Annotated in this window: 23 protein-coding genes; 14 read left to right on the top strand and 9 right to left on the bottom strand. The window is 72.5% G+C overall.

Annotation, left to right across the window (positions count from 1 at the left end):
- Positions 1 to 16: 16 nt before the first annotated feature.
- The 4 genes from HHX30_RS25305 to HHX30_RS25290 are packed head-to-tail and all read right to left on the bottom strand — an operon-like array spanning position 17 to position 4,765.
- Positions 17 to 1,222, bottom strand: coding sequence for a cytochrome P450 (locus HHX30_RS25305; RefSeq protein ID WP_169984465.1), 1,206 nt, complete (start codon positions 1,220 to 1,222; stop codon positions 17 to 19).
- A gap of 31 nt (positions 1,223 to 1,253) precedes the next feature.
- On the bottom strand, positions 1,254 to 2,963 hold the full coding sequence (gene phnE / locus HHX30_RS25300) for a phosphonate ABC transporter, permease protein PhnE (protein WP_169984464.1): 1,710 nt from the start codon (positions 2,961 to 2,963) through the stop codon (positions 1,254 to 1,256).
- Positions 2,956 to 3,780 (bottom strand): phosphonate ABC transporter ATP-binding protein, encoded by an 825-nt coding sequence (locus HHX30_RS25295; protein WP_169984463.1) that lies wholly within the window; start codon positions 3,778 to 3,780, stop codon positions 2,956 to 2,958. Before HHX30_RS25295 ends, phnE begins: the two co-directional genes overlap by 8 nt.
- On the bottom strand, positions 3,773 to 4,765 hold the full coding sequence (locus HHX30_RS25290; RefSeq protein ID WP_169984462.1) for a phosphate/phosphite/phosphonate ABC transporter substrate-binding protein: 993 nt from the start codon (positions 4,763 to 4,765) through the stop codon (positions 3,773 to 3,775). Before HHX30_RS25290 ends, HHX30_RS25295 begins: the two co-directional genes overlap by 8 nt.
- A 194-nt stretch (positions 4,766 to 4,959) precedes the next feature.
- Here HHX30_RS25290 and HHX30_RS25285 point away from each other — a divergent pair, with 194 nt between their 5' ends.
- The 13 genes from HHX30_RS25285 to HHX30_RS25225 all read left to right on the top strand — a co-directional run bounded on the left by HHX30_RS25285 (position 4,960) and on the right by HHX30_RS25225 (position 18,901).
- Complete coding sequence (locus HHX30_RS25285) at positions 4,960 to 6,366, top strand: hypothetical protein (RefSeq protein WP_169984461.1); 1,407 nt, start codon at positions 4,960 to 4,962, stop codon at positions 6,364 to 6,366.
- 84 nt (positions 6,367 to 6,450) lie between these two features.
- Positions 6,451 to 7,374: a PaaX family transcriptional regulator C-terminal domain-containing protein gene (locus tag HHX30_RS25280; protein ID WP_310742047.1), complete on the top strand. Its 924-nt coding sequence runs from the start codon at positions 6,451 to 6,453 to the stop codon at positions 7,372 to 7,374.
- 149 nt (positions 7,375 to 7,523) lie between these two features.
- Positions 7,524 to 8,417, top strand: coding sequence for a transporter substrate-binding domain-containing protein (locus HHX30_RS25275; RefSeq protein WP_249350417.1), 894 nt, complete (start codon positions 7,524 to 7,526; stop codon positions 8,415 to 8,417).
- Entirely contained in the window at positions 8,414 to 9,274 is an 861-nt protein-coding gene (locus HHX30_RS25270; RefSeq protein ID WP_169984460.1) for an amino acid ABC transporter permease, read from the top strand. Before HHX30_RS25275 ends, HHX30_RS25270 begins: the two co-directional genes overlap by 4 nt.
- Positions 9,271 to 10,092 carry an amino acid ABC transporter ATP-binding protein gene (locus HHX30_RS25265; protein ID WP_169984459.1) on the top strand — a complete coding sequence of 274 codons (822 nt, stop codon included), beginning with the start codon at positions 9,271 to 9,273 and terminating at the stop codon, positions 10,090 to 10,092. Before HHX30_RS25270 ends, HHX30_RS25265 begins: the two co-directional genes overlap by 4 nt.
- Positions 10,089 to 11,225, top strand: coding sequence for a CapA family protein (locus HHX30_RS25260; protein ID WP_249350416.1), 1,137 nt, complete (start codon positions 10,089 to 10,091; stop codon positions 11,223 to 11,225). The genes HHX30_RS25265 and HHX30_RS25260 overlap by 4 nt, the downstream gene beginning before the upstream one ends.
- Entirely contained in the window at positions 11,218 to 12,456 is a 1,239-nt protein-coding gene (locus HHX30_RS25255; RefSeq protein WP_169984458.1) for a CaiB/BaiF CoA-transferase family protein, read from the top strand. Before HHX30_RS25260 ends, HHX30_RS25255 begins: the two co-directional genes overlap by 8 nt.
- A 1-nt stretch (position 12,457) precedes the next feature.
- Entirely contained in the window at positions 12,458 to 13,555 is a 1,098-nt protein-coding gene (locus tag HHX30_RS25250; RefSeq protein WP_169984457.1) for a 2-hydroxyacyl-CoA dehydratase family protein, read from the top strand.
- Positions 13,543 to 14,790: a 2-hydroxyacyl-CoA dehydratase family protein gene (locus HHX30_RS25245; RefSeq protein ID WP_169984456.1), complete on the top strand. Its 1,248-nt coding sequence runs from the start codon at positions 13,543 to 13,545 to the stop codon at positions 14,788 to 14,790. The genes HHX30_RS25250 and HHX30_RS25245 overlap by 13 nt, the downstream gene beginning before the upstream one ends.
- A gap of 129 nt (positions 14,791 to 14,919) precedes the next feature.
- On the top strand, positions 14,920 to 15,846 hold the full coding sequence (locus HHX30_RS25240; RefSeq protein ID WP_169984455.1) for an SDR family NAD(P)-dependent oxidoreductase: 927 nt from the start codon (positions 14,920 to 14,922) through the stop codon (positions 15,844 to 15,846).
- Positions 15,847 to 15,856: 10 nt separating this feature from the next.
- Entirely contained in the window at positions 15,857 to 16,747 is an 891-nt protein-coding gene (locus tag HHX30_RS25235; RefSeq protein WP_169984554.1) for an amidohydrolase family protein, read from the top strand.
- Positions 16,744 to 17,202: a MaoC family dehydratase gene (locus HHX30_RS25230; RefSeq protein ID WP_169984454.1), complete on the top strand. Its 459-nt coding sequence runs from the start codon at positions 16,744 to 16,746 to the stop codon at positions 17,200 to 17,202. Before HHX30_RS25235 ends, HHX30_RS25230 begins: the two co-directional genes overlap by 4 nt.
- A 148-nt stretch (positions 17,203 to 17,350) precedes the next feature.
- The gene (locus HHX30_RS25225) at positions 17,351 to 18,901 is read left to right on the top strand and encodes a long-chain fatty acid--CoA ligase (protein ID WP_169984453.1); all 1,551 of its coding nucleotides are present in this window, start codon (positions 17,351 to 17,353) and stop codon (positions 18,899 to 18,901) included.
- A 154-nt stretch (positions 18,902 to 19,055) separates the two neighbouring features.
- Here the strand turns inward: HHX30_RS25225 and HHX30_RS25220 are convergent, their stop codons facing one another.
- On the bottom strand, positions 19,056 to 19,685 hold the full coding sequence (locus HHX30_RS25220; protein WP_169984344.1) for a hypothetical protein: 630 nt from the start codon (positions 19,683 to 19,685) through the stop codon (positions 19,056 to 19,058).
- A gap of 178 nt (positions 19,686 to 19,863) precedes the next feature.
- On the opposite strand from HHX30_RS25220, the gene HHX30_RS25215 reads away from it, so the two are divergent.
- Positions 19,864 to 20,448 (top strand): DJ-1/PfpI family protein, encoded by a 585-nt coding sequence (locus tag HHX30_RS25215; protein WP_169984452.1) that lies wholly within the window; start codon positions 19,864 to 19,866, stop codon positions 20,446 to 20,448.
- 34 nt (positions 20,449 to 20,482) lie between these two features.
- Here HHX30_RS25215 and HHX30_RS25210 read toward each other — a convergent pair whose 3' ends face one another.
- The 4 genes from HHX30_RS25210 to HHX30_RS25195 form a co-directional block, all read right to left on the bottom strand.
- Positions 20,483 to 21,628, bottom strand: a complete 1,146-nt coding sequence (locus tag HHX30_RS25210; RefSeq protein WP_169984451.1) for an RNA polymerase sigma factor — start codon at positions 21,626 to 21,628, stop codon at positions 20,483 to 20,485.
- Complete coding sequence (locus HHX30_RS25205) at positions 21,625 to 22,029, bottom strand: YciI family protein (protein ID WP_310742048.1); 405 nt, start codon at positions 22,027 to 22,029, stop codon at positions 21,625 to 21,627. The genes HHX30_RS25210 and HHX30_RS25205 overlap by 4 nt, the downstream gene beginning before the upstream one ends.
- A gap of 137 nt (positions 22,030 to 22,166) precedes the next feature.
- The gene (locus HHX30_RS25200; RefSeq protein WP_211592477.1) at positions 22,167 to 23,171 is read right to left on the bottom strand and encodes a Xaa-Pro peptidase family protein; all 1,005 of its coding nucleotides are present in this window, start codon (positions 23,169 to 23,171) and stop codon (positions 22,167 to 22,169) included.
- Positions 23,168 to 24,109 (bottom strand): ABC transporter ATP-binding protein, encoded by a 942-nt coding sequence (locus HHX30_RS25195; RefSeq protein ID WP_169984551.1) that lies wholly within the window; start codon positions 24,107 to 24,109, stop codon positions 23,168 to 23,170. The genes HHX30_RS25200 and HHX30_RS25195 overlap by 4 nt, the downstream gene beginning before the upstream one ends.
- Position 24,110 lies beyond the last annotated feature (1 nt).

Here is a 24,110-nt window from a genome sequence, read left to right as displayed (position 1 = left end):
ACGCCCGGCGCGAGGGTCAGCAGCGGGGGACGAGGCGCAGCGGCGCCGACTTGGGGCCGAACTCCAGCCAGTTGAACATCTCCACCTCGCCGTCCGGTTCGACGCGGGTGGTGGCGGCGAGCAGCTCGCCCAGCGCGGCCGTCATCTCCAGCCGGGCCATCGCCGCGCCGGGACAGCGGTGCGCGCCCCGGCCGAACGCGAGGTGCCGGTTGGGCCGCCGCTCCAGGTCGAGCCGGTCCGCGTCGTCGAACACCGCCTCGTCGCGGTTCGCCGAAGGGAAGATCATCGCGATCGCCTCTCCGGCGCGCACCGTGCGGCCGCCGAGTTCCACGTCCCGGGTGGCGGTGCGGGCGAACACCCGGTAGGGCGCGTACAGCCGCAGCAGCTCCTCGATCGCCGCAGGCAGCAGCCCGGGGTCGGCACGCAGCCGGTCCTGGAGCCCTGGGTCGCGGGACAGGTGGACGGCGGCGCTGCCCAGCGCGGCGTGCGGCGCCCCGATGCCGGCCACGATGGTCTGCCGCACGGTGGCCACGACCAGGTCGTACGGGATCGGCCGAGCCGGGTCGGCGGACGCCCGCAGCAGGCTGGTGACCAGGTCCTCGTCCGGGTCGCGGGGGTCGGTGCGGCGGTCCTCGACGATGGCCCGGGCGATCGCGTAGAGCTCCTCTCCGGCCGCCATGACCCCGGCCCGGTCCATCTCCTGGATGGCGAAGCTGTACTCGACGCCGATCCGGCGGATCTCCAGCACCTGGCCGACCGGCAGGCCGAGGAAGAGCGCGAAGCACTGGGCCGCGTACGGCAGCGCGAACTCCTGGGAGTAGTCGCAGCCGCCGCGGGCCAGCAGCGGCCCCAGCAGCTCGCGTGCCGCCTCCGCGAAGGCCGGTTCGAGACGCCGTACCACGCCGCGGCGCAGCACCCGGTCCATGGGAGCGCGGTAGATCGCGTGCTCGGGTGGGTCGAAGTGCAGCGGCGGCCGCCGCTGGGCGCGCGGCACGTGCGGCACGACGTTCTGCACGGCGGTGCTGAACGTCTCGCTGTCCCGGGCCACCCGTACCACGTCCGGGTAGCGGGTGGCGGCCCAGAAGCCGCCGAAGGCGTCGCTCCACGGCACCGGGCAGCGTCGCCGCAGCTCGGCGTAGACCTCGTGGGAGCTGTCGAAGGTCTCCGGCGCGGTGGGGTCCCAGTCGGAGGCGCGCCCGAGGCCGTCGGCGGTGGTGGTCATGGTGGAATCCCTTCCTTCCCGTCATGGCCGCTCACAGCAGGTGCCTGCGCGCGACCCGGGCGAGCGTCTCGATGGCGTACACGACGACGGCGATCGCGATGACGATCGCGGCGGTGGTGTCGTAGCGCAGCGTGGCGATCGACTCCTGCATCAGGTAGCCGACGCCGCCCGCGCCGGCGATGCCGAGCACGACCGACTCGCGCAACGCCAGGTCGGCCACGAACAGGCCGTTGCCGGTGAACGACGGCACGAACTGCGGCCAGATCCCGGCGGCGAACGCCTGCCATCGGCGGGCGCCGACCGAGGTCAGCGCCTCGTGCGGCAGCGGGTCGAGCTGCTCCAGGGAGTCGGCGAAGAACTTGGCCGCCAGCGCGGTGGAGGAGATCCACAGCGCCAGGAAACCGGCGAAAGGGCCGAGCCCCAGCGCGGCCACGAACAGCAGGGCGTACACGAGGTCGGGGACGCCCCGGACCACCACCAGCAGCACCCGGACCACCGCGGACAGCGGCCGCCAGGGAGTGGTGGTGACGGCGGTGAGCAGGGCCAGCACCAGGCCGCACGCGGCGCCCGCCGCGGCGGCGCCCAGCGCCATCAGCAGACTTTCCAGCACCGCCATGAGCAGGTGGCCGGAGAACGCGGGCGGCCACATGCCGGTGAGTACGCTCCGCAGGTTCGGCCAGGCGCCGGACAGGCGGGCCGGGTCGGGGTTCAGGGACCACAGCGACACCAGGAAGACCATCCCGGTGGCGACCGCGCCGGCCACCCGCAGCACCCGGCCGCGGTCCCAGCCGACGTCGTGCGGGGCGCGCCCGGCGGGCAGCGCGGCCGTGCCTGTCGAGTCCCCGGCGGACCGGCCGGCCCTGCTCCGGCGGCGGACCGCGCGGCGGCGGATCGTGCCGTGGCGGACCGGGTGGCGGACCGTGCGGCGGCGGACCGCCACCGACAGCAGCTCCAGCAGCAGCACCAAGACGACGATCACGCAGATGATTCCCGCCGCGCGGTGGTAGTTGAGGCTGCCCAGCGCGGTCTGCAGCGCCACGCCGATGCCGCCGGCCCCGACGACGCCGAGCACGGCCGACGCCCGGATGTTGATGTCGAGGCGGTGGAGCACGATGCCGGTCAGCGCCGGGAACACGCGGGGCAGCACGGTGGAGACGGCCACCTGCACCTCGCCGGCCCCGCACGCGCGGGCCGCCTCGGCGGGGACGGGGTCGGCCTCCTCGACGACGTCGGCCAGCAGCTTGGCGATCATTCCGACCGAGTGCACGGCGACGGCGAGCGCGCCGGCCGGCGGGCCCAGGCCGAAGATCCGCACGAACAGGATCGCGAAGGCCAGCGTCGGCACGGCCCGGGTCAGCACGACGGCCACCCGGGCGGCCGGCCGCAGCCAGCGGGGCCCGCGGTGGGTACGCGCGGCGGTGAAGGCCAGCGGCACCGAGGCCAGCGCCGCCAGACCGGTGCCCGCGACCGCGATGAGCAGCGTCTCGGCGACCATCCCCGCGACGTCGCCGGCGCCGGGCAGGTCCGGTGGCCACATCCGGCGCAGCAGCCGCGCGGTGTCGTCCAGTCCGGCGGCCAGTGAGGCGGGGGACAGGCCGATCCACCAGAACGTCAGCCAGGTGACGGCCACGGCCGCGACGAGCAGCCCCGTCGCGATGAGGGCGCGGGCGCTCCACGGCGGCCGCAGCGGGCCCGGGTCCGCCGCGGCCGGGGCCCGCGCGACGGGGGTGGTGTCAACCATCGCGCGCCCCCGCCTGAGCATCGCGCGCCCCAGCTTGAGCATCGCGGGTCCCCGCCGTCTCGTAGACCTCGCGCAGCCGCTCGGCGGTGAGGCCGGCCGCCGGCTCGTCCAGCACCAGCCGGCCGCCGCGCAGCGCCACGACCCGGTCGGCGGTGGCGAGCGCGAGCTCGATCTGGTGCAGGCTGCACACCACGGAGATGCCGTCCTCGACGCTGATCCGTTTGAGGGTCTCGAGCACCAGCGCGCTCGCCGCCGGGTCCAGCGAGGCGACCGGCTCGTCGGCGAGGATCAGCTCGGGACTCTGCAGCAGGGTCCGGGCCACCGCGACCCGCTGCTGCTGCCCGCCGGAGAGCGTGTCGCAGCGCTGGAACCGCCGGTCCGCCAGCCCGACCCGGTCCAGGTGCTCCACGGCGCGGATCCGCAGCGCGCGCGGGTAGCTCATCACGCCGTATCTCGGCAGCCGCAGGGTCGCCAGCGACCCCATCAGCACGTTCTCCAGCGCGGACAGCCGCCCGACGAGCCCGAACTGCTGGAAGACGAACCCGACCCTGGCGCGCAGGGCGCGCAGCCGGCTCCGGGAGCAGGCGGCCGGGTTCTCGCCGAGGGTGTGCACGGTGCCGCTGTCCGGCAGGTGCATGCCGTTGACCAGCCGCAGCAGCGTGGACTTGCCGGCCCCGGAGGGGCCGGTCAACGCGACGAACTGGCCCTGCGGAACGTCCAGTGAGACGCCGTCGAGCACGGTGGTGCCGTGGAAGCCCTTGCCGACATCCGACAGCCGCAGCACGGGGTCGCCGATCGTGGCGGGTTCCTCAGCCACCGGACGTGCAGACCTCGGCCTCGGTGATCTCGCAGATGCGCGTGATCGGCTGGTAGGTGGCGTCGGTGGCCTTGACGAACGTCCAGGCGGTGGAGGTGCCGAGGGTGCAGGCCGCCGCGCCGGCGTACTGGCCCCAGTTCTTCGGGCCCTTGATCTCGCTGCCCTTGCACAGTCCGGCGGAGGCCGCGCCGGTGGCGGTCAGCCCGGTCACCGTCTTGGCGATCTTGTCGCGCATGTCCTGCGGAAGCCACGTGCCGACCACGATCGGCGGCCCGGGGATGAGCGGCGAGGTCCACACCTTGGTGACCTGCCCCGGCTTGAGCTGGCCGCGGGCGGGCAGCAGCTGGTCGATGAACACGTCTCCGACGAAGGCGATGTCGCAGTCGCCGGCCAGCAGCGAGGCGACCGCCGTGTCGTGCCCGTGGGTGAACACCGTCTTGACGTCCTTGGCGACATCGACGCCGGCCTCCCGCAGCGAGGCGAGGGGCTGCAGGTAACCGGTGGTGGAGCCGGGGTCGGTGAAGCACACGTCCTTGCCGGCGACGTCCCCGAGCGAGGTGATGCTCTTGTCGTCGCCGCGGGTCACCCCGTAGGCGTAGGCGCCGGGCTCGCCGCCCGGGGCGGCCAGCGGGACGGCGACGGGCTCGACGTCGGCGCGGCTGCGGGCCAGGTAGTAGCTGAAAGCCCCGTAGACGGCGACGTCCACCCGCTTGGCGACCTGTGCCTCGACGACGGCGGCGTTGCTGGTGACGGCCTGGAACCGCACCGGGACGCCGAGGTCCTTCTGCAGCGCGGAGACGATCGGGGCGAACGACGCCTCGAGGTTGTCGCTCTGCTCCGACGGGATGGCGGCGAAGACCAGCTCGTCGGGCCGGCCGCCGTCTGCGGACGCGCCGCGGGTACTGCCGGGGCCGGCACCACAGGCGGACAGCAGTGCGATCGCGGCACCCGCCGCGACGACGCCCAGAGCTGGCTTTCGGAACATCGAGGCTCCTCACATGCAGGGGGTCGGGCCAAAGTAAGCAGGCTCCAGAGCATTGTCAACACTTCTGTGACGACCGTAGAATTTCTGCCGAACATAATTGACGGCGAAAACTGGACGACCGTTCACCGAACTGTTGCGCGTCTTGGGTCGCAGCAGCTTCCCACCCCCTGGAGGCGGACATCAATCCCCGTTCAGTGATCAATCGGGCGACCCGTGCCGTGACGGTGCTCACGGCCGCGGCTCTGGCGCTCGCCCTCCCGCCGGCCGCCGGTCTGCCGCACGCATCGGCGGTGTCCGGCAAGGCCCAGGGCGGTCAGATCAGCGTCACGGGCGTCCATCCGAGCGGCGCCACCTACGCGATCGAGGTCCCGCCGAACTGGAACGGCACCGTGCTGACGTTCAGTCCGGGTTACGGCGAGGGCGCCGGCCCGCAGCACCTGCCGGCCGACCTCGGCGGCGACACCGCCGCGCGGAGGTGGCTGCTGGCCCACGGGTACGCCCTGGCCGGCACCCGGCCCTACGGGAGCGGCTGGGCCGTAGAGGAGACTCTGCGGGCCTCCGCCGACACGCTCGCCCAGTTCGCCGAGGTCGCCGGGAAGCCCAGGACCACCCTGGCCTGGGGCGGTTCCATGGGCGGCGCCATCGCGGCCGGTCTGGCCGAACGCCGGCCCGACCTGATCGACGGCGCGCTGCCGTACTGCGCCTCGGTGGCCGGGCCGGTGGCGATGCTCAACCAGTCGCTCGACGCGGCCTTCGCGTTCAAGACGCTGCTCGCCTCCGGCGACGACGCGGTGAAGCTCGTCCGACTGGCCTCGGCCGACGAGGAGGCGCGGAGCACCACGGCCGCCCGCGCCGTCCTGGACGCCGCTCAGCGGACTCCGGCCGGCCGGGCCCGCATCGCGCTGGCCGCGTCCTTCGCCCAGGTCTCCACCTGGTCGGTGACCGGCACCGCCGAGCCCGCCGCGCGCGACTGGGCGGCGCAGGAGGCGCAGGAGTACGCGGCGTTCATGGCGACGGTGTTCTCTCCCCGCTATCCGCTGGAACAGCGGGCGGGCGGAAACCTCTCCTGGAACACGGGCGTCGACTACCGCCGGGAACTGCGGGAGTCCGGACGGACGAAGCAGGTGCGCGCCCTCTACGACAGCGCGGGACTGGACCTCGACGCCGACCTCGACGCCCTGGCGGCGGCGCCGCGCGTCTCCGCCGACCCCGGCGCCGTCGCCTACATGGAGGACTACTTCACCCCGCGCGGCTCGCTCGGCGTCCCCGTCCTGACGATGCACGAGCGCGGCGACAACTACCCCACCGTCACCCAGGCCCGTGCCTACTCCGATGTGGTGCGGCACGCCGGGAAGGGCGCGATGCTGCGCCAGGCGTTCGTCGACCGCCCCGGTCACTGCCGCTACACCGGAGCCGAGCTCGTCGCCGCGGTGCAGACGCTGAGGAACCGTGTCGTCACCGGCCGCTGGACGGACGTCGACGCCCATCAGCTCAACAAGCTGGCCGCACGCCTGGCCGCGGAGGACCCGGCTCTGGGCGCCGCGGAGTTCGTCCACTTCACCCCGGGCCGCTTCCTGCGCCCTCACGTCCCCCCGCGGTGATCGGCATGTGCGGCATCACATCGTCCAGAAGCATGACAATCTGATAACGAGCGCGCGATCAATCGTTGTCAATATACTCATGGTGTGAATGATCGGGAGAGGTCCGAGGCAGGGGATGTCGATTTTCCGCGCTTCCAGGTGGGCGCGCCCCCGCAGCACCTGATTACGACGCTTCTCGGGGACTACTGGATCAGCCGGCCCGAGCAGCTGCCGTCCGCGGCCCTGGTGAGGCTGACCGAGGAGTTCGGGGTCTCCGCCGTGGCGGCCCGGGCCGCGCTCAGCCGCCTGACCAAGCGGGATCTGCTGGAGTCCTCCAAGGCCGGGCGGCGCACCTACTACCGCCTGACGGATCGGGCCGCCGCGGTGTTGCTGGAGGGGCGGCAGCGGATCATGTCCTTCGGCCTGGAACAGGGCGCGTGGGACGGGAGATGGGTGATGGCGGCGTTCTCCATCTCCGAGGAACAGCGCGACCTGCGGCACGCGCTGCGCGCGAGGCTGCGCTGGCTCGGCTTCGCGCCGCTCTACGACGGGCTGTGGGTCTCGCCGACGGCCGACGCCGACAGCGCGGCTGCGGTGCTCACCGAGCTGGAGATCCCCATGTCGACGATCTTCCGCGCCGAGGCCCTGGATCTCGCGGGCATGCGCGCGCCGCAGGAGGCATGGGACTTCGATCAGCTTCGGCGCACCTACGAGCGGTTCGTGGCCGACTACTCGCCCCTTCTGGAACGCGTCCGCGGCGGCGCGGTCGGCGCGTCCGAGGCGCTGGTGGCGCGTACGAGGATCATGGACACCTGGCGCACGTTCCCCAACCACGACCCCGATCTGCCGGCGGAGCTGCTGCCCGCCGACTGGCCGCGTGCCGCGGCCAGAGACCTCTTCGTGGAGATCTACGACACCCTCGGGCCGCTCGCCGAGTTCCGCGTCAAGCAGATCGTCGCGGAGTTCGAACCCGAGCTGGCCGTGCTGGTCGCCCACCATCGCACCAGCTCCATCCTCGCGTTCAGCTGACCGCTCCCCGGTGACGGGGCGGCGGTCCGGCCGCCCCGCGCGTCTCCCTCGCACAGCCGCCTCTTGACAGGTGTGCATTCCTAGGTGTGACACTTATCTCCACGACCGCAACATTAAGTGCATCATTGGCCGGTCGCGGAAGGACCACCATGAGAATGCCCAGGACCATCCTCGCGGGTGCGGCCGCCTTGGCCCTCGCCTCCGCCGCAGCCTGCGGCGGAGGCACCGGCGAGACGCAGCGGCCGGCCGGCGCGACGGCTCTGTACGACGCCCTGCCCGACAGCATCAAGGAGACGGGCGTCATCCGATTCGCCGGGGATTCCCACCCGCCCTATCGGATCGTCGCCGACGACGGCAAGACCGTCACGGGCATCGACAAGGAGTTGCAGGACGCCCTCGGCAAGGTGCTGGGGGTCCGCACCGAGATTTCGATCGTCAGCGGCCTGCCCGCGGCGCTGTCCGGCATGCTCGCCTCCCGGTACGACGCCTTCAACGGTCCGGTGAAGGACAGCGCCGAGCGTGAGAAGCAGTTCGACGCGCTCGTGTGGATGGTCACCCGGACCTCCTACCTGATCCCCAAGTCAGGGTCCTCGGCCGTCGAGAGCTCGGGTGACCTGTGCGGCAAGCGCGTCGCCGGCACCGCCGGCAGCATCGTGGAGGACCAGGCCAAGCGCCTGACCGAGTGGTGCGCCAAGCAGGGCAAGCCGGGACTCGACTTCATCGGCTTCGCCGACACCAACGGCACCATCCTCGCCGCGAAGTCCGGCCGGGCCGATGCGGCCGGCATGACCGAGAGCGCCGCGCTCGACGTGCTCTCCAAGGAGAAGGACGCCTTCACGTACGTGACGCAGACCGAGGAGCAGGGCGCCGGCGTCGACCAGCTGGCGATGCTCGTGCCCAAGTCCAGCGGTCTCGGCCCGGTCATGCTCGACGCGTTCAAGGAGATCTTCAAGAACGGCGAGTACACGAAGATCATGGACAAGTACGGGCTCCAGAAGGTGGCGGTGGAGGAGCCCAAGATGAACACCGCGGCGACGGGATGAGCGTGGCACCACAGGCCGTGACACCACAGGCCGTGGACGTCGCCGCCGCCCGTCCGCGCGTCCGCCCCCTGCGCTGGGTGGCCGGAGTCGTGCTGCTCGTGCTCGTCGCGCAGTTCGCCTGGTTCGTCGTCACCAATCCGAAATTCGGATGGCCGGTGGTCGGCAGGTACCTGTTCGACCCGAACATCCTGCGCGGCCTGGGCATGTCGCTGCTGCTCACCGTCATCGCGATGGTGCTGGGCAGCGTTCTCGGGGTGCTCCTCGAGGTGGGCAGGATGAGCGGCTTCCGGCCGGTGGTCTGGGCGTGCACCGTCTACGTCGCGGTCTTCCGCAGCATCCCGCCCCTGGTTCAGCTGATCTTCTGGTTCAACCTGAGCTACCTGCTGCCGCGGATCTCGTTGGGCGTGCCGTTCGGCCCGACCTTCGTCTCGTGGCCGACCAACTCCGTGATCAGCTCGCTGACCGCGGCCGTCATCGGGCTCACCCTGCATGAGGCCGCGTACATGGCCGAGATCGTCAGGGCCGGCATCACTGCGGTGGACGGCGGTCAGCGCGACGCGGCCCGGGCGATGGGATTCACCGCCAGGCAGAGCTTCGTCAAGGTCGTGCTCCCGCAGGCGATGCGGGTGATCGTCCCGCCCACCGGCAGCCAGTTCATCACCGTGCTCAAGGGCACCTCGCTGGTCAGCGTGATCGCGATGACCGACCTGCTCTACTCGGTGCAGGTGATCTACAACAGGACCTACGAGGTCGTGCCGCTGCTGATCGTCGCGTGCGCCTGGTACCTGGTGGTGGTCATCAGCCTGTCGCTCGGCCAGCGGCGCCTGGAGCGGCACTTCGGAAAGGGGCAGCGGTGAGCGACACGCCGGTCCTGCGCGTCCGCGACGTGCGCAAGCGGTTCGGCGACCACGTGGCGCTCGACGGGGTGAGCCTGGACGTGCATGAGGGCGAGGTCGTCACCGTGATCGGCCCGTCCGGTTCGGGCAAGTCCACCCTGGCCCGTTGTGTCCACCAGCTGGAGGGCATCGACGGCGGGGCCATGTACCTCGACGGGGAGCTGCTCGGCTACGAGATGCACAGAGGCCACCTGCGCCCGTTGCCGGACCGGCGCGTCGCCGCGCAGCGCAGCCGCATGGGCATGGTCTTCCAGCAGTTCAACCTGTTCGCGCACTGGACTGTGCTGCGCAACGTCATCGAGGCGCAGGTGGTGATCCACGGCCGGAGGCCGGAGGAGGCGCGGCGGGAGGCGCTGCGGCTGCTGGAGCGGGTGGGGCTCGCCGGCAAGGCTGACGCCCATCCCCGGATGCTCTCCGGAGGCCAGCAGCAGCGCGTCGCCATCGCCAGGGCCCTGGCCACCAACCCGCGGATCATGCTGTTCGACGAGCCCACCAGCGCGCTGGACCCCGAGTTGGTGGACGAGGTTCTGAGCGCCGTGCTCGACCTGGCCCGCGGCGGCATGACCATGATCATCGTGACGCACGAGATGAGCTTCGCCCGCGAGGTGGCCGATCGGTGCGTCTTCATGGAGAACGGCCAGATCATCGAGACCGGCACTCCCGAGGAGATCTTCGACAACCCCGCCTCGCCCCGCCTGCGAGCCTTCCTGTCGCGCTTCTCCGGTCGCGCGGCGCACACCCCCGACGAACGCGAGCTGGAGGAGGAGTCCACCTCTTGAGCTTCACGGTAATGGCCGTCGGCGACCTCGTCGTCGACGAGCCCGATCCCGCGTCCTTCTTCGCCCCGGCCCGGGAGACGCTGGGCCGGGGCGATGTGGTGATCGGCCACATCGAGGTGCCCCACAGCACGTCCACCGCCCAGGTCAGCACCGACGTCCCCGCCCCGCCCGCCGATCCCGCCGCGCTGTCCGCGGTCGCCGGCGCCGGCTTCCACGTGGTGACGCTCGCGGGCAACCACGTCTACGACGCAGGCGACCAGGGAGTGGCCGACACGATCGCGTACGCGACCGAGGCCGGACTGGCCACCGCGGGCGCAGGCATGAATCTCGACGAGGCCCGCCGTCCCGCCGTCATGGAGCGCGACGGGCTACGGATCGGCGTGCTCAGCTACAACTGCGTCGGCCCCCGCGAGTCCTGGGCGACCAGCCGCAAGCCCGGCTGCGCGTACGTCAAGGTGCTGACCCACTACGAACTCGACCACGCCAGCCCCGGCGGGCCGCCCGCCGTCTACACCTTCGCCGACCCCGCCTCCCTGGAGCGGATGGCCGAGGACGTGGCGGCCCTGGCTGCCGAGGCCGACGTCGTGCTGGTGTCGCTGCACAAGGGCGTCGGGCACACGCCCGCCGTGCTGGCGATGTACGAGCGGCCCGTGGCGCAGGCCGCGATCGACGCCGGGGCGCACGCGGTGTTCGCCCACCACGCCCACATCATGCGTGGCATCGAGATGTACCGCGGCAGGCCGATCTATCACGGCCTGGGCAACTTCGTGACCGTCACCCACGCGCTGACGCCCGCCACGGGCGACGCGGGCGAACGGGCCGAGTGGGCGCGCCGCAGAGTCGAGCTGTACGGCTTCGCGCCCGACCCGGACATGCCGTACTACCCCTTCCACCCCGAGAGCCGGAACACCGCGATCGCGGTCTGCCGGTTCGACCGGGACGGCCTGGGCTCGGCCGGCCTGGTCTCGGCCGCAATCGTGCCGTGCCGGATCGACGGCGCGGGCCGCCCGGTGCCGCTCGGCGACGACGAGGAAGGACGGCGGGTCGTGTCGTACATCGAGCAGATCACCCGGCAGGCGGGCCTGAAGACGGAGTTCCACTGGGAGGGAGACGAGGTGGTGCTGCGTGGCTGACCGTCCGCTCGCCGGTCGCACGGTGATCGATCTGACCACCGCGCTGTCCGGACCGTACGCGACCCTGCTGCTGGCCGGGCTCGGCGCCCGCGTGATCAAGGTGGAGAACCCGCTGACCGGCGGCGACTCCTCCCGCAACAACGCCCCCTATGTCGGTGCGGACGGGCTGACGCTCGCCCGCCACGGGGACGACGACATGTCCGTGTCGATGCTCCTGCGGGGCCGCAACAAGCAGAGTGTCACGCTCAACCTCAAGCACCCCAAGGCCCGCGACATCCTGGCCGGTCTGGTCCGGGTGTCGGACATCATGATCGACAATTACAGCGCCGGCGTCACGGCTCGGCTCGGCATCGGCCACGACTGGGCGAGCGCGATCAACCCGCGCATCGTGTGCACGTCGATCAGCGGCTTCGGCGCGCAGGGCGGTCCCGGCTCGGGCAAGGCGATGGACACCATCGTCCAGGCGCTCAGCGGCGTGATGATGACCGCGGGCGCGCCCGGCGAGCCGCCCGTCCGCTTCGGGCTGCCGGTGGGCGACCTGGTCGCGCCGCTGTACGCGGTGATCGGCACGCTCGCCGCGGTCCTGCGGGCCGAGGTGACCGGTCAGGGCCAGCACGTGGACGTGTCCATGCTGGGGGCGCTGACCTCGCTGGTCGCGTGCGAGCCGTTCGACGCCTACGAGAAGCTGGGTCTGCCCATGCGCACGGGGACGACCGTGCCCAGGCTGGCGCCGTTCGGCACGTTCCCCGCCGCGGACGGCTGGTTCGCGCTGTGCGGCCCCACCGACGCCTTCGCCCGCGGCCTGTTCGCGGCGATGGGGCGCGACGATCTGGCCGCGGACCCGCGGTACGCCACGCGGGACGCGCGCGTGGCCAACGCCGGCGAGCTGCACGAGCTGGTGGCCTCGTGGGCGGGGGACCGCCCGCTCGCCGTGGTCCTCGACCTGTTCGCCCGGCACGGCGTCCCCGCCGCCGAGGTGCGTGAGCCCGGCGACGCCGTACGCGACCCGCTCGTGCTGGATCGCGAGGAGGTCGTGCCGCTGGAGCATCCGAGTCACGGCCGCCAGGGGGACCTGTACGGGACCGGGGTGCCGATCCGCTTCTCCGCCTCGGAGGCGGGCCTCGACCGCCCGGCGCCCGGCCTCGGCGAGCACAACGCCGAGATCTACGGCGGCCTGCTCGGCTACTCCGACGACGAACTCAAGGCCCTGGCCGAGGAGGGGGTGATCTGACATGCCCACGGCGCTGGCCGCGCTGGAGGAGGCGTACACCCGGCGCGGCGCACCTCCGGCCGCCCCGACGGGCCCGACGGGCGACCGGACGCCGGTCGTCGGCTATGTCGGGGCGGACGTGCCGGTCGAACTGCTGACCGCCGCGGGGATCCGCGCGGTCCGCCTCACCGGTGACCCGGACTCCGGCTCCGCGCCCGGCGACCGGTACCTGGGCCGCGGGGTGGACCCGGCGGCCCGCTCGGTGCTCACCCGGGTGCTCGCCGGGTCCTTCGGCGACCTGGACCGCATCGTGGTCTCGCACGACTGCGAGGCGTCCCTGCGGCTGTTCTACGCGCTGCGCGAGCTGCGCCGCGTGGAGCCGGGCACGGGACTGCCCGAGGTGTACCTCGTCGACATCCTGCACCTGCCGCACCGCACGACCGCGCGTTACAACCGTCGCAGGATCGGTGAGTTCGCGGCCAGGCTGGAGGCCTGGACCGGCCGGCCCCTCGACGTGGCCGGAGCGGTGGCGGCGCACGACGAGCGGCGCCGGCTGCTGGCCGCCGTCGCCGAGCTGCGCAGGGCCGTGCCCGCCCGCCTGACGGGACGGCAGTTCCTCGCGGTGGCCAACGCGGCCCTGCCCGTGGACGAGCACATCGCGCTGCTGGAACGGCTGCTCGCCGAGGCGGGACAGCTCGGGGAACACGCCGGGCGGCGCGTCTTCCTGAGCGGCAGCGACCACGACACACCACATGTGTACGAGGCCGTCGAGTCCGAGGGCTACGTGATCGTCGGCGAGGACCACTCCTTCGGCGACCTCTTCCTCAGGGAGCCGGTCGGCGCGGGCGGCCTGGACGCGCTGGCCGAGCACTACCACCGCAGCGGTCCGACCGCCCACCGGGCCACGGTGAGCGAGCGCGCCGCGCACGCGGCGCGGGCCGTACGGCACTGCCGGGCCGAGCTCTTCGTCGCCTATTCCAGGATCGGCGACGAGGCCCCGGCCTGGGACTACCCGGCGCAGCGCGCGGCGCTCGACATCCCCGCCGTGCTGCTGGAACGCCAGGAGTACGGGCGTGCCGACCTGACCGCGCTGCGGAAGGAACACCCATGCGCAGTGTGAAAACCCTCGCCACGGCGGCCGAGGCGGGCAGGCACCAGCGTGAGTGGTTCGCCGACCTGCGGCGCCGGGTCGCCGCCGGCGAGCCGTTCGCCCTGCTGAACGCGGACGTCCCGCACGAGATCTTCCGCACGATGGACATCCCGTACGCGGTCAGCCAATGGTGGGCGTCCCTGGTGGCCGCCAAGCAGCGTTCGGGGCACTACCTGGAGCTGGTGCGGCGACGCGGCTACCCCGACTACTCCGAGCAGTACAACTCGGTCACCCTCGGCTCCGCCTTCGACCCGGAACCGGAGGCCGGCCCGTGGGGCGGCCTGCCGAAACCGGACATCGTCGTCGGGGACGCCACCGGTGACATCACCCGCAAGGTCTTCGACATCTGGGGTCACGAGCCCGGGGTCACCTTCTATCCGCTGGAGAGCGCCGCCGAGAACGAGGTCCCCGCCAACTGGTGGGAGCTGATGCCGCACCGCTGGGAGCAGGCCGTCGGTCCGGCCAGGCTGGACCTGCTCACCGCGGAGCTGGACAACCTCGTCAGGTTCCTGGAGACCACCACCGGCAGGCGGTTCAGCGAGTCCCGCTTCCGTGCCGTGATGGCTCTGGTCAACGAGCAGGAGGAGTGGAACAGGAAGACCCGCGACCTCATCGCCCGCACCCGGCCCGCCCCGCTCGGCGTCGTCGACAGCATCCCCAGCGTCATGCTCCCGCAGTGGCACCGCGGCACCGAGTGGGCCAGGGACATCGCCAGGCGCTTCTACGAGGAGGTGCGCGACCGGGTCGACGCGGGCCGGGCTGCGTGCCCGGACGAGCGGGCCCGGCTGATGTGGATCGGCCGGGGCCTCTGGTACGACATGGGCTTCTACCAGCGCTTCCAGGAGGAGTACGGCGCGGTGTTCGTCTGGTCGATGTACCTGGCCATCGCCGCCGACGGGTACATCCGCTACGGCGACGACCCCATGAGGGCGCTGGCGGCGCGCTTCGCCGCCTTCGGCGACCAGCTCTACACCCCGCCGTGGTCCGGCGAGTGGTACGTGAAGGAGGCCCGCCTGCACGGCATCGACGGCGTGGTCCACCTGGTCTCCGACGATCCCCGCGGCAGCTACTTCACCGCCAGGGCGCTGGAGGCGGCCGGGTTCCCGGTGATCGAGATCCACGCCGACAACGTCGACGCCCGTACCTTCGACGACGAGGTGGTCAAGCGCATCGCTCAGTGGCTGGAGAACGTCGTCCTGGCCTGACCCCGATCGTCCCCCGGCTCCGCTCCGCCATGCGGGCCGAGCTCGCCCAAATGTTGGGCAGATCTTTGACCGCCGTCACAAAATCGACATATATTCGCGCCATTCGCCGCACAACTCAGGGGGAATCCCATGGATCTTTCCGGCAAGGTCGCTGTAGTCACAGGTGCGGGCCGCGGGCTCGGCCGCGCGTACGCCGAGGCGCTTGCCGCGGCCGGGGCGGCGGTGGTCGTCAACGACGTGGACGCCGAAGCGGCGGCGCAGGTCGTCGACGCCATCACCGCCGAGGGTGGCGCCGCACGGGGTGTCGTCGCCCCGGTCGGCTCCGCCGAGGCGGCCGGCCGGCTGGTCGACACCGCGGTCAAGGAGTTCGGCCGGCTGGATGTGATGGTCACCAACGCGGGCATCCTGCGCGACCGGGTGCTGTGGAAGATGTCGGACGACGACTTCGACGCGGTCATCGACGTGCACCTGCGCGGCACGTTCACCTGTGCCCGGGCGGCGGCGGTCCGCATGCGCGAGCAGGGGAGCGGGGGCCGGCTGATCCTGATCTCCTCCCCGGCGGGCCAGCGCGGGAACTTCGGGCAGACCAACTACGCGGCGGCCAAGGCCGGCATCGTGGCGATGGCCAGGACCTGGGCGCTGGAACTGGCCAGGGCGAACATCACGGTGAACGCGGTCGTCCCGGTGGCGGCCACGGAGATGACCAAGACCATTCCCGTGTTCGCGCCGATCATCGAGGAGTCCGAGCGGACCGGGCGACCGTTCCCCGAGTGGCTGCGCAGGGACGAGGGGCTGGGCACGGTCGAGGACGTGGCGGGGCTCGTCGTGTTCCTCGCCTCCGACGCCTCCGCGGGGGTGACCGGCCAGGCGATCGGGATCGGCGGCGACCGGCTCGCGCTCTGGTCGCACCCGGCCGAGAAGGCCGTCGCGTTCGCCGACGGCGGCTGGACGGCCGAGACCATCGCCGCCTCCTGGCGGTCGGGAGTCGGCGCCGAGCCGGAGACGTACGGCATTCCCGCGCCCAAGGTGCCCGCCTCCGACGCCGAGGGGGCCTGACATGGCGGCCATGAACGTCGCCGACCTGGTCGCGATCGACGTGCACACGCACGCGGAGATCTCCAAGGACGGGCACGGATCGCTCAGCCCGGAGCTGTTCGGGGCGTCGGAGGACTACTTCAAGGCCCACGGGCACCGGCAGCCGACCATCGCGGAGATGGCCGCCTACTACCGGGAGCGGACGATGGCCGCGGTGGTGTTCACCGTGGACGCCGAGCACGCCACCGGGCACCCGCGCATCTCCAACGAGGAGGTGGCGGAGAGCTGCGCCGAGCACGCCGACGTGCTGATCCCGTTCGCCAGCGTCGACCCGTGGAAGGGCCGGGCGGGCGTGCGCGAGGCGCGGCGGCTGGTCGAGGAGTACGGCGTGCGCGGCTTCAAGTTCCACCCGAGCATCCAGGGCATCGCCCCCAACGACCCCGTGGCGTACCCGCTGTACGAGGCGATCGAGGAACTGGGCGTCCCGGCGTTGTTCCACACCGGCCAGACCGGCATCGGCGCGGGCGTCCCCGGCGGAGGCGGCATCCGGCTCAAGTACGGCAATCCCATGCTGGTGGACGACGTGGCCGTGGACTTCCCCGAGCTGCGGATCATCCTGGCCCATCCGTCGTTCCCGTGGCAGGACGAGGCGCTGGCGGTGGCCACGCACAAGCCGTACGTCTACATCGACCTGTCGGGCTGGTCTCCGAAGTACTTCCCGCCGCAGCTCGTGCGGTACGCCAACACGCTGCTGAAGGACAAGGTGCTCTTCGGCTCCGACTACCCGGTGATCACCCCGGACCGCTGGCTCGCCGACTTCGACAAGCTCGAGATCAAGCCCGAGGTCCGCCCCAGGATCCTGAAGGACAACGCCGTGCGCCTGCTCGGGCTCGGCGCGCAGGAGAGGACGACGGACGCATGACCACCACGGCGTACGGGCTCGACGAGATCAGGGCGCTGGCCGGTAAGGACCTTGGGCACAGCGGCTGGCTGGAGATCGCCCAGGAGCGGGTGAACACCTTCGCCGACGCCACCGGCGACCATCAGTGGATCCATGTCGACCCGGTCAGGGCCGAGGGTGGCCCGTTCGGCGGCACGATCGCCCACGGGTACCTGACCCTGTCCCTGGTCATCCCGATGTTCAATGAGCTGCTGGAGATCGGGGGGGTGACGATGAGCATCAACTACGGGCTGGAGAAGGTCCGCTTCCCCAGCCCGGTCAGGGTCGGCGCCAGGATCCGGCTCGGCGCCGTCGTCGTCTCCGTCGAGGACGTCCCCGGCGACGGCGTCCAGATGCTGCTCGACTTCACCGTCGAGATCGACGGCGCGACCAAGCCCGCCTGCGTCTCCCGCGCGATCTACCGGCACTACGCCTGACCGCGCTTCCCGCTTCCCGCTTCCCGCTTCCCGCTTCCCGCTTCCCGCTTCCCGCTTCCCGCGGACCACGGACCGGACCCGCGCCGCCGTGCCTGCTCGATCCGGGCACCTTCCCTGATTCCCCCAGCTGTCAGGAGGTCGAACACCAATGCGCAACGCCGGACTGGGAGGGTGGCCCGCCCGCCGGGCCCGGATGACACCGGACCGGCCCGCGTTCGTCGTCGGGGACCGGTCCGTCACCTACGCCGAGGTCCACGAGCGGACGACACGGCTGGCGTCGCGCCTGCGCGCGGCGGGGGTGCGGGCCGGCGATCGGGTCGCCTACCTCGGCCGCAATCACCTCGCCTTCGTCGAGACGATGTTCGCCTCGCACCTGCTCGGGGCGATCTTCGTGCCGCTGAACTTCCGTCTGGCCGCGCCCGAGATCGGTTACATGCTGGACCACTCGGGCGCCGAGGTCCTGATCTACGCGCCCGAGTGCGCCGAGGTGGTCCGCGCCCTGCCGGACACCGCGGCCGCCCTCCGGGAGGTCGTGGCCCTCGATGCTCCGGGGCCGGGGGAGCGGCACTACGAGAGCTGGCTCGCGGAGGGCGATCCCACCCCGATCGACATACCCGTGCGGATGGACGACACCGCGCTCATCCTCTACACCTCGGGTACGACCGGGCGGCCCAAAGGCGCGATGCTCACGCACGGCAACCTCGTGTGGAACTGCTACAACCTCCTGCTCGGCGTCGATGTCACCAGCGACGAGACGACACTGATCAGCGCCCCGCTCTTCCACGTCGCCGCGCTGAACCAGACCTTGCTGCCGACCTTCCTCAAGGGCGGCAGCTCGGTGATCATGCCGTCGTGGGGGGTCGACGAGTGTTACGACCTCATAGAGAAGCACGGGGTCACCTGGATGTTCGGGGTCACCACGATGTTCGCCGCGTTCGCCCGGTCGCCCAGGTGGGCCGGTGCGGACCTGTCGTCGCTGCGCCACCTCATGGCCGGGGGTGCGGCGATCCCGGCCGCCCTGATCCGTACGTACCAGGAACGGGGCCTGGTGTTCTGCCAGGGATACGGGCTCACCGAGACCGCTCCCGGCGCCACCTTCCTCGAGGCCAGTCAGAGCGTGCGCAAGGTGGGCTCGGCAGGGGTTCCGGTGTTCTTCGCCAACGTGCGGGTCGTCCAGCCCGACGGCACGGACACGGCGCCGGGACAGCCGGGTGAGGTGCTGATCCAGGGGCCGAACGTGACGCCCGGCTACTGGCGCGACCCGGAGGCGACCGCCGCCGCCTTCTCCGAAGGCGGCTGGTTCCGCTCCGGAGACATCGGCGTCCTGGACGAGGAGGGTCACCTGTACGTCGTCGACCGGGTCAAGGACATGTACATCTCGGGCGGGGAGAACGTCTACCCGGCCGAGGTCGAGGCGGCGATCTTCGAGCATCCGGCCATCGCCGAGGTCGCCGTGCTCGGCGTGCCCGACGCCAAATGGGGCGAGGCCGGCCGCGCGTTCGTGGTCCTCCGTCCCGGCGCGAGTGTCACCGCCGGCGAGCTGCGCGACTTCCTCCGATCTCGTCTGGCCGCGTACAAGATCCCAACGTATTTCGACATCACGGACGACCTGCCGAAGACGGGCTCGGGCAAGATCCAGAAGCCCCTGCTGCGACGCCTTCCGCTACCCGGTGCCGGCACCTCCACTTCTCCGATGTGACCGCGGGCCCCCTGGTCCCGCGACGGGGTGACGGGACGAGGCCGGCCCGCTCGCCGACGGCGAGGCCGGTGGGCCTGCGGCGCGCCGGTCGCGCGGTGCCGCCGCCCGCGGACCCGCGCGAGGCGCCTCCCGTCTACCCCTCGTGCTTCCCCTGTTACTTGGCGCCGGCCCTGGTACGCCGGGTGGTGCCTGTGGCAGGGGTCTTCGCCGCGCCTCCGGCCGTGGCGGTTCTCCTCGTGGCTGCCGTCTGCGCCGCCGGCTCCGGCATACCCGGGGTTCCGGCGGCGGGCGTCCCTTTCTGCGGACCGCTGAGCGGGGACCAGCGCTGCTCGCGGCCCCTGGCGCGCTGCGCGATCAGAGTTCCCGCGCCGATCGCCGCCGCCACGGGCCATTCCAGGATGCCGAGCGCGGCCAGCGCGCCGAGACCGCCGTAGTACATGATGCGCTCCGGCGGCGGAAGGAACGTCCGGGCCATGTCCACGGCGTGCCCGACGTCGCGGCCGCTGATGTGCGGCATGCCCACGTGCGGCATGTGCATCTCGGGTGCCCGCAGCTGGATCCGCAGGAACGGCAGGTTCAGGTCCAGCTGGGGCCGGTGGCCCTCCTTCATCTCCGGGCCGGGGCCGGTTGGCGGAGCCGGAGTGGGCGTGGGCGGTGTGGTCGTGGTCCGGGCGCGGCCCGCGCGGCCCCGGGTGGTCGTCGTTCCCGTCGCGGCCGTGCCTGCCGCGGTGCCGGTCGTGGTGCCCGCCGTGGTCGTTCCCGGCGTCGTCCCGGTCGTGGTCATGGATCCTCCCCGATTCCGTGTCCCCCGATCGCGGATCTCGGCATGACCCGCGGAGCTTTAGAAAATGACCTTTCTATCCTCTATCGAGCCTCGTGTGGTTGCTGGTGCTGATAGCGACTATTTGCCCACTTTTGCCGCTGCTTTCGTGCTCGGCGCCTCCTGAGCAAGGATGGCGGGCATGACACGCGTAGGAATCCTGCTGTTCGACCAGGTGGAGGAACTGGACGCGGTCGGTCCCTGGGAAGTCTTCGGCATGTGGGCGAAACTGTGCCCGGAGGAGGCGGAGGTCGTCGCGTTCGCGCCGCGGGCGGGAGCCGTACGGGCGTCCAAGGGGCTGACCCTGTACGCCGACCGGTCGGCCGCCGACGTCGGCCATCTCGACGTCCTCGTGCATCCGGGCGGTGCCGGGACCCGCCCCCAGCTGGGGGACCCGGAACACCTCGAATGGGTGCGGAACCAGCGCGAACGCGTGCCCCTGATGACCAGCGTCTGCACCGGGTCGCTCGTCTTCGCCGCGGCCGGCCTGCTGGCGGGCCGCCCGGCGACCACACACTGGGGCGCCCTCGACCTGCTCGCCGAGCTGGATCCGAGCATCGACGTCCGCCGCGACGAGCGCTTCGTCGACGACGGCGACGTCGTCACCTCGTCCGGAGTGTCGGCGGGCATCGACATGGCGCTCCACCTGGTGGCACGGCTCGCGGGAGTCGAGCGGGCCCGGGAGGTGCGCCGGCGCATGCAGTACGACCCCGCGCCGCCCGTGTAGGGCCGGAGCTCCTCGACGCCGTCCCGGCGTGCGCTCACGGACGCAGCAGTTGCCGCACCCGTGCGGCCTCCCGCGTGAGGTGGTCGCGCTCCGGCACGCTGGCGGCGGCACGCGAGGCCTCGGCGTACAGCTCGGCGGCGTGCTCGAGGTCGCCGGCGCGCTCGTGCAGGTATGCCCGCACCGCGACGTGACGGGGCACACCGGGATCCACGGCGGCCAGCGCCGCCAGACCGGCCTGCGGTCCGTCGGCCTCCCCGACCGCCACCGCCCGGTTGAGCCGCACCACCGGGCTGCCGGTGAGGAGCAGCAGTTCGTCGTACCACTCCACGATCTGCACCCAGTCCGTCTCGGCGGCGCTGCGGGCGTCCGCGTGCAGGGCGGCGATCGCGGCCTGCGCCTGGTATTCGCCCAGCCGGTCGCGGGCCAGCGCGGCCTGCAGGATCGCCACCCCCTCGGTGATCAGGCCGGTGTCCCAGCGTGACCGGTCCTGCTCGGCGAGCGGCACCAGGCGACCTCCCGGGCCGGTGCGAGACGCGCGGCGCGCATGGTGCAGCAGCATGAGCGCGAGCAGCCCCGCCACCTCGGGCTCGTCGGTCAGGGCGGCGAGCTGGCGGGTGAGGCGGATCGCCTCGGCCGCCAGGTCGACGTCTCCGCCGTACCCCTCGTTGAAGACGAGGTAGAGCACGCGCAGCACCGTCCCGAGATCGCCGGGCTGGTCGAGCGGCAGCCCCGCGATCCGCCGCTTGGCCCGGCTGATCCGCTGCGCCATGGTCGCCTCGGGGACGAGGTGGGCCGCCGCGATCTGCCGCGTGGTCAGGCCGCCGACCGCGCGCAGCGTCAGGGCGACGGCCGAGCTCTGCGGCAGGGTGGGGTGCGCGCACAGGAAGTAGAGCCGCAGCGTGTCGTCGGCGGCGGGCGCCGGGCCGGCGGGAGGCTCGGCCTCCACGGCGAGTTCCCGCCCCCGCCGCGACGCCTCGGCGCGCGCGGCGTCGAGGAACCTGCGCCACGCGACCGCGACGAGCCACGCCTTCGGGTCGCGCGGCGGATCGTCCGGCCAGGTCTCCAGCGCCCGGATCAGGGCCTCCTGCACGGCGTCCTCGGCCGACGCGAAGTCCGCTCCGCGCCGGACGAGGACACCGATCACCGCGGGCACGAGCTCCCGCAGCAGCGACTCGTTCACTCGGTCACCCTGAGCGACTGGGTGAGGAACGGCCGCACCTCCAGCCACTCGTGGATCGGCTTGCCGCCGGCGCCGGGAGCGGCGGACAACTCCCCGGCCAGCTGGACCGCGCGATCCCACGACTCCACGTCGATGATCATCCAGCCGGCGATGAGGTCCTTGGTCTCGGCGAACGGACCGTCGGTCACCGGCGGGCGCCCCTCGCCGTCGTACCGCACGAACGCGCCCTCGGGCGCCAGCGCCTGTTCGCCGACGAACTCACCCGTCTCCTCCAGCCGGGCCGCGAAGTCGCGCATGTACTGCACGTGCGCGTCGACCTCCTCCGGCGTCCACTGGTCCATCGGCACGTCGTTCACCGAAGCCGGCGCGCCCCGGTAGTGCTTCAGCAGCAGGTACTTCACGGTGGTTCTCCCTCTCCGTCGCGCGGCCCGTCATGGCCACTGTGTCCCTGGGACGGAGCCGGCACCACATTCTCGACACCCGGAAGCACGCCGACTTCCAGAATCTTCTTCTGGTCGTGGCGGGTGACGCGTGTGGCCTACCGGTCGAGGACGTGCAGGGCGCGGGAGGCGGTGCTGAGCACCTCCGGCCCGTCCTCGCCGCACACGACCACGTCGGCCACCCGGGCGCCGAAGAGGTCGGGCAGGTAGACGGCGGGTTCCAGGCAGACGGCCATCCCGGCCGCGAACGTCTCCCCGGCCGCCAGCCAGGGCGCCTCGGCCGGGCTCAGCCCGATGCCCCGGCCCGTCCGTGCGGCGGTGTAGTCGCCGTAGCCGCTGCCGTCGACGACCTCGCGGGCGGCCGCATCGGCCTCGGCGCACGCCACTCCGGGGCGTACGCGATCGACGGCGGCTCCCTGGGCGGCGAGGACGACCGAGTACATGGCGTCGAAGTCCTCGGGCGGCTCCGCGACCGCGAAGACCCGGGCGACCTCGGCGCAGTAGCCGTTCCAGCGTCCGCCGACCGAGACGAGCAGCGCGTCGCCCGGGTTGATCACCCGTTCGCACGGCCGGTGGCGCGCGTCGGCGGAGTGCTCGCCCGCGGCGACGAGCACGGAGGGCGCCCCTTCGCAGCCCGTCTCGGCGAGCATCGCCCGGAGCCTGCGGGCCATCGCCCGTTCGGTGGCGCCGAACCACGTGAGCTCGCGGGCGGCGAGCAGCACGGCGTCGGCCGCGGCGGCGGCGTGCCGCAGCGCGGCCACCTCGGCCGCGCGCTTGCGCAGGCGCAGCGGCGCCAGCACGACCGAGGCCAGCACGAGCTCCGCGCCGAGGCGCAGCGCGAACAGCTCGGCGGCGTGCATCTGGGGGTCCACGGCCACGCGGCGGGCCGCCGGCGGCACGAGAGCCGCGGCCCGCGCGGGATCGGCTGCCGGCGCGGGCGGCCCGTCGAGCGCCACCACGAGGTAGCCCTCCTCGCCGCCCGCCGCCGACAGCGGGTCCGCCCGCAGGTACCGGAAGTCCGGGGAGGGCCGCAGCACGAGGGCGTCGATGCCCGCACCGGCCATCCCGGCGCGTACGTCCTCCAGCACGAGCGGGTCGATCATGACAGGGTGGACGGCTCCGGCTGGTGCAGCCAGCAGGCCACCGGACCGAAGTCGGGTTCCCGCTCCCGGCACACGTCCATCGCGAACGGGCAGCGGGGATGGAACCGGCAGCCCGCCGGGGGATCGGCGGGGTCGGGCACGTCCCCGGGCAGCTCGGCGGGCAGCACTCCGGCGCCGTCGGGGGAGGGGATCGCGGCGAGCAGCGCGCGTGTGTACGGGTGCCGGGGGTCGGCCCACACCTCCGCGGTCGGTCCGGTCTCCACGATCTTGCCGAGGTACATGACCGCGATCCGGTCGGCGATCAGCCGTACGACGGACAGGTCGTGGCTGATGAACAGCAGGCCCGCGCCGGACTCCACGGCGAGGTCGCGCATGAGCCGGGCCACCTGCGCCTGGGCGGAGGCGTCCAGGGCGGAGATCGGCTCGTCCCCGATCAGCAGCGACGGCCGGGCGGCGAGCGCCCGCGCGATGGCGACGCGCTGCCGCTGCCCGCCGGAGAACTCGTGCGGGTAACGGCCGGCGAAGGCGCGCGGCAGCCCCACCCGTTCCAGCAGGTCGGCGGGGCTGGTCGCGGTGTCGCCGGCGGTGCGCAGGCCGTCGGCGATCTGCGTGCCCACGCGCCGGCGCGGGTTCAGCGAGGAGTACGGGTCCTGGAACACCATCTGCACGCCGCTGAGCGCCGGATCCCTGCGGCGCAGCCCGAGGGGCGTCACCGGGTGCCCGCCGACGAGGATCCGTCCCGAGGCGGTGCCGTGCAGTCCGCACACCGCCCGGGCCAGGGTGGACTTGCCGCACCCGGACTCGCCGACGAGGCCGACCACCTCGCCGGCGTCGACGCGCAGGCTGGCCCCGGCCACCGCCCGGACGACCGGACGGCCCGGCGTCCGGTGCTCCACGACCAGGTCCTCCACGGACAGAAGGGGACCGGTCAGAGGCATG

Origin of the sequence: Microbispora sp. H10836 (genome assembly GCF_012999525.1) — a bacterium.
In the GTDB taxonomy this organism is placed as follows: Bacteria; Actinomycetota; Actinomycetes; order Streptosporangiales; family Streptosporangiaceae; genus Microbispora.
This window is presented reverse-complemented; position numbering and strand designations above follow the sequence as displayed.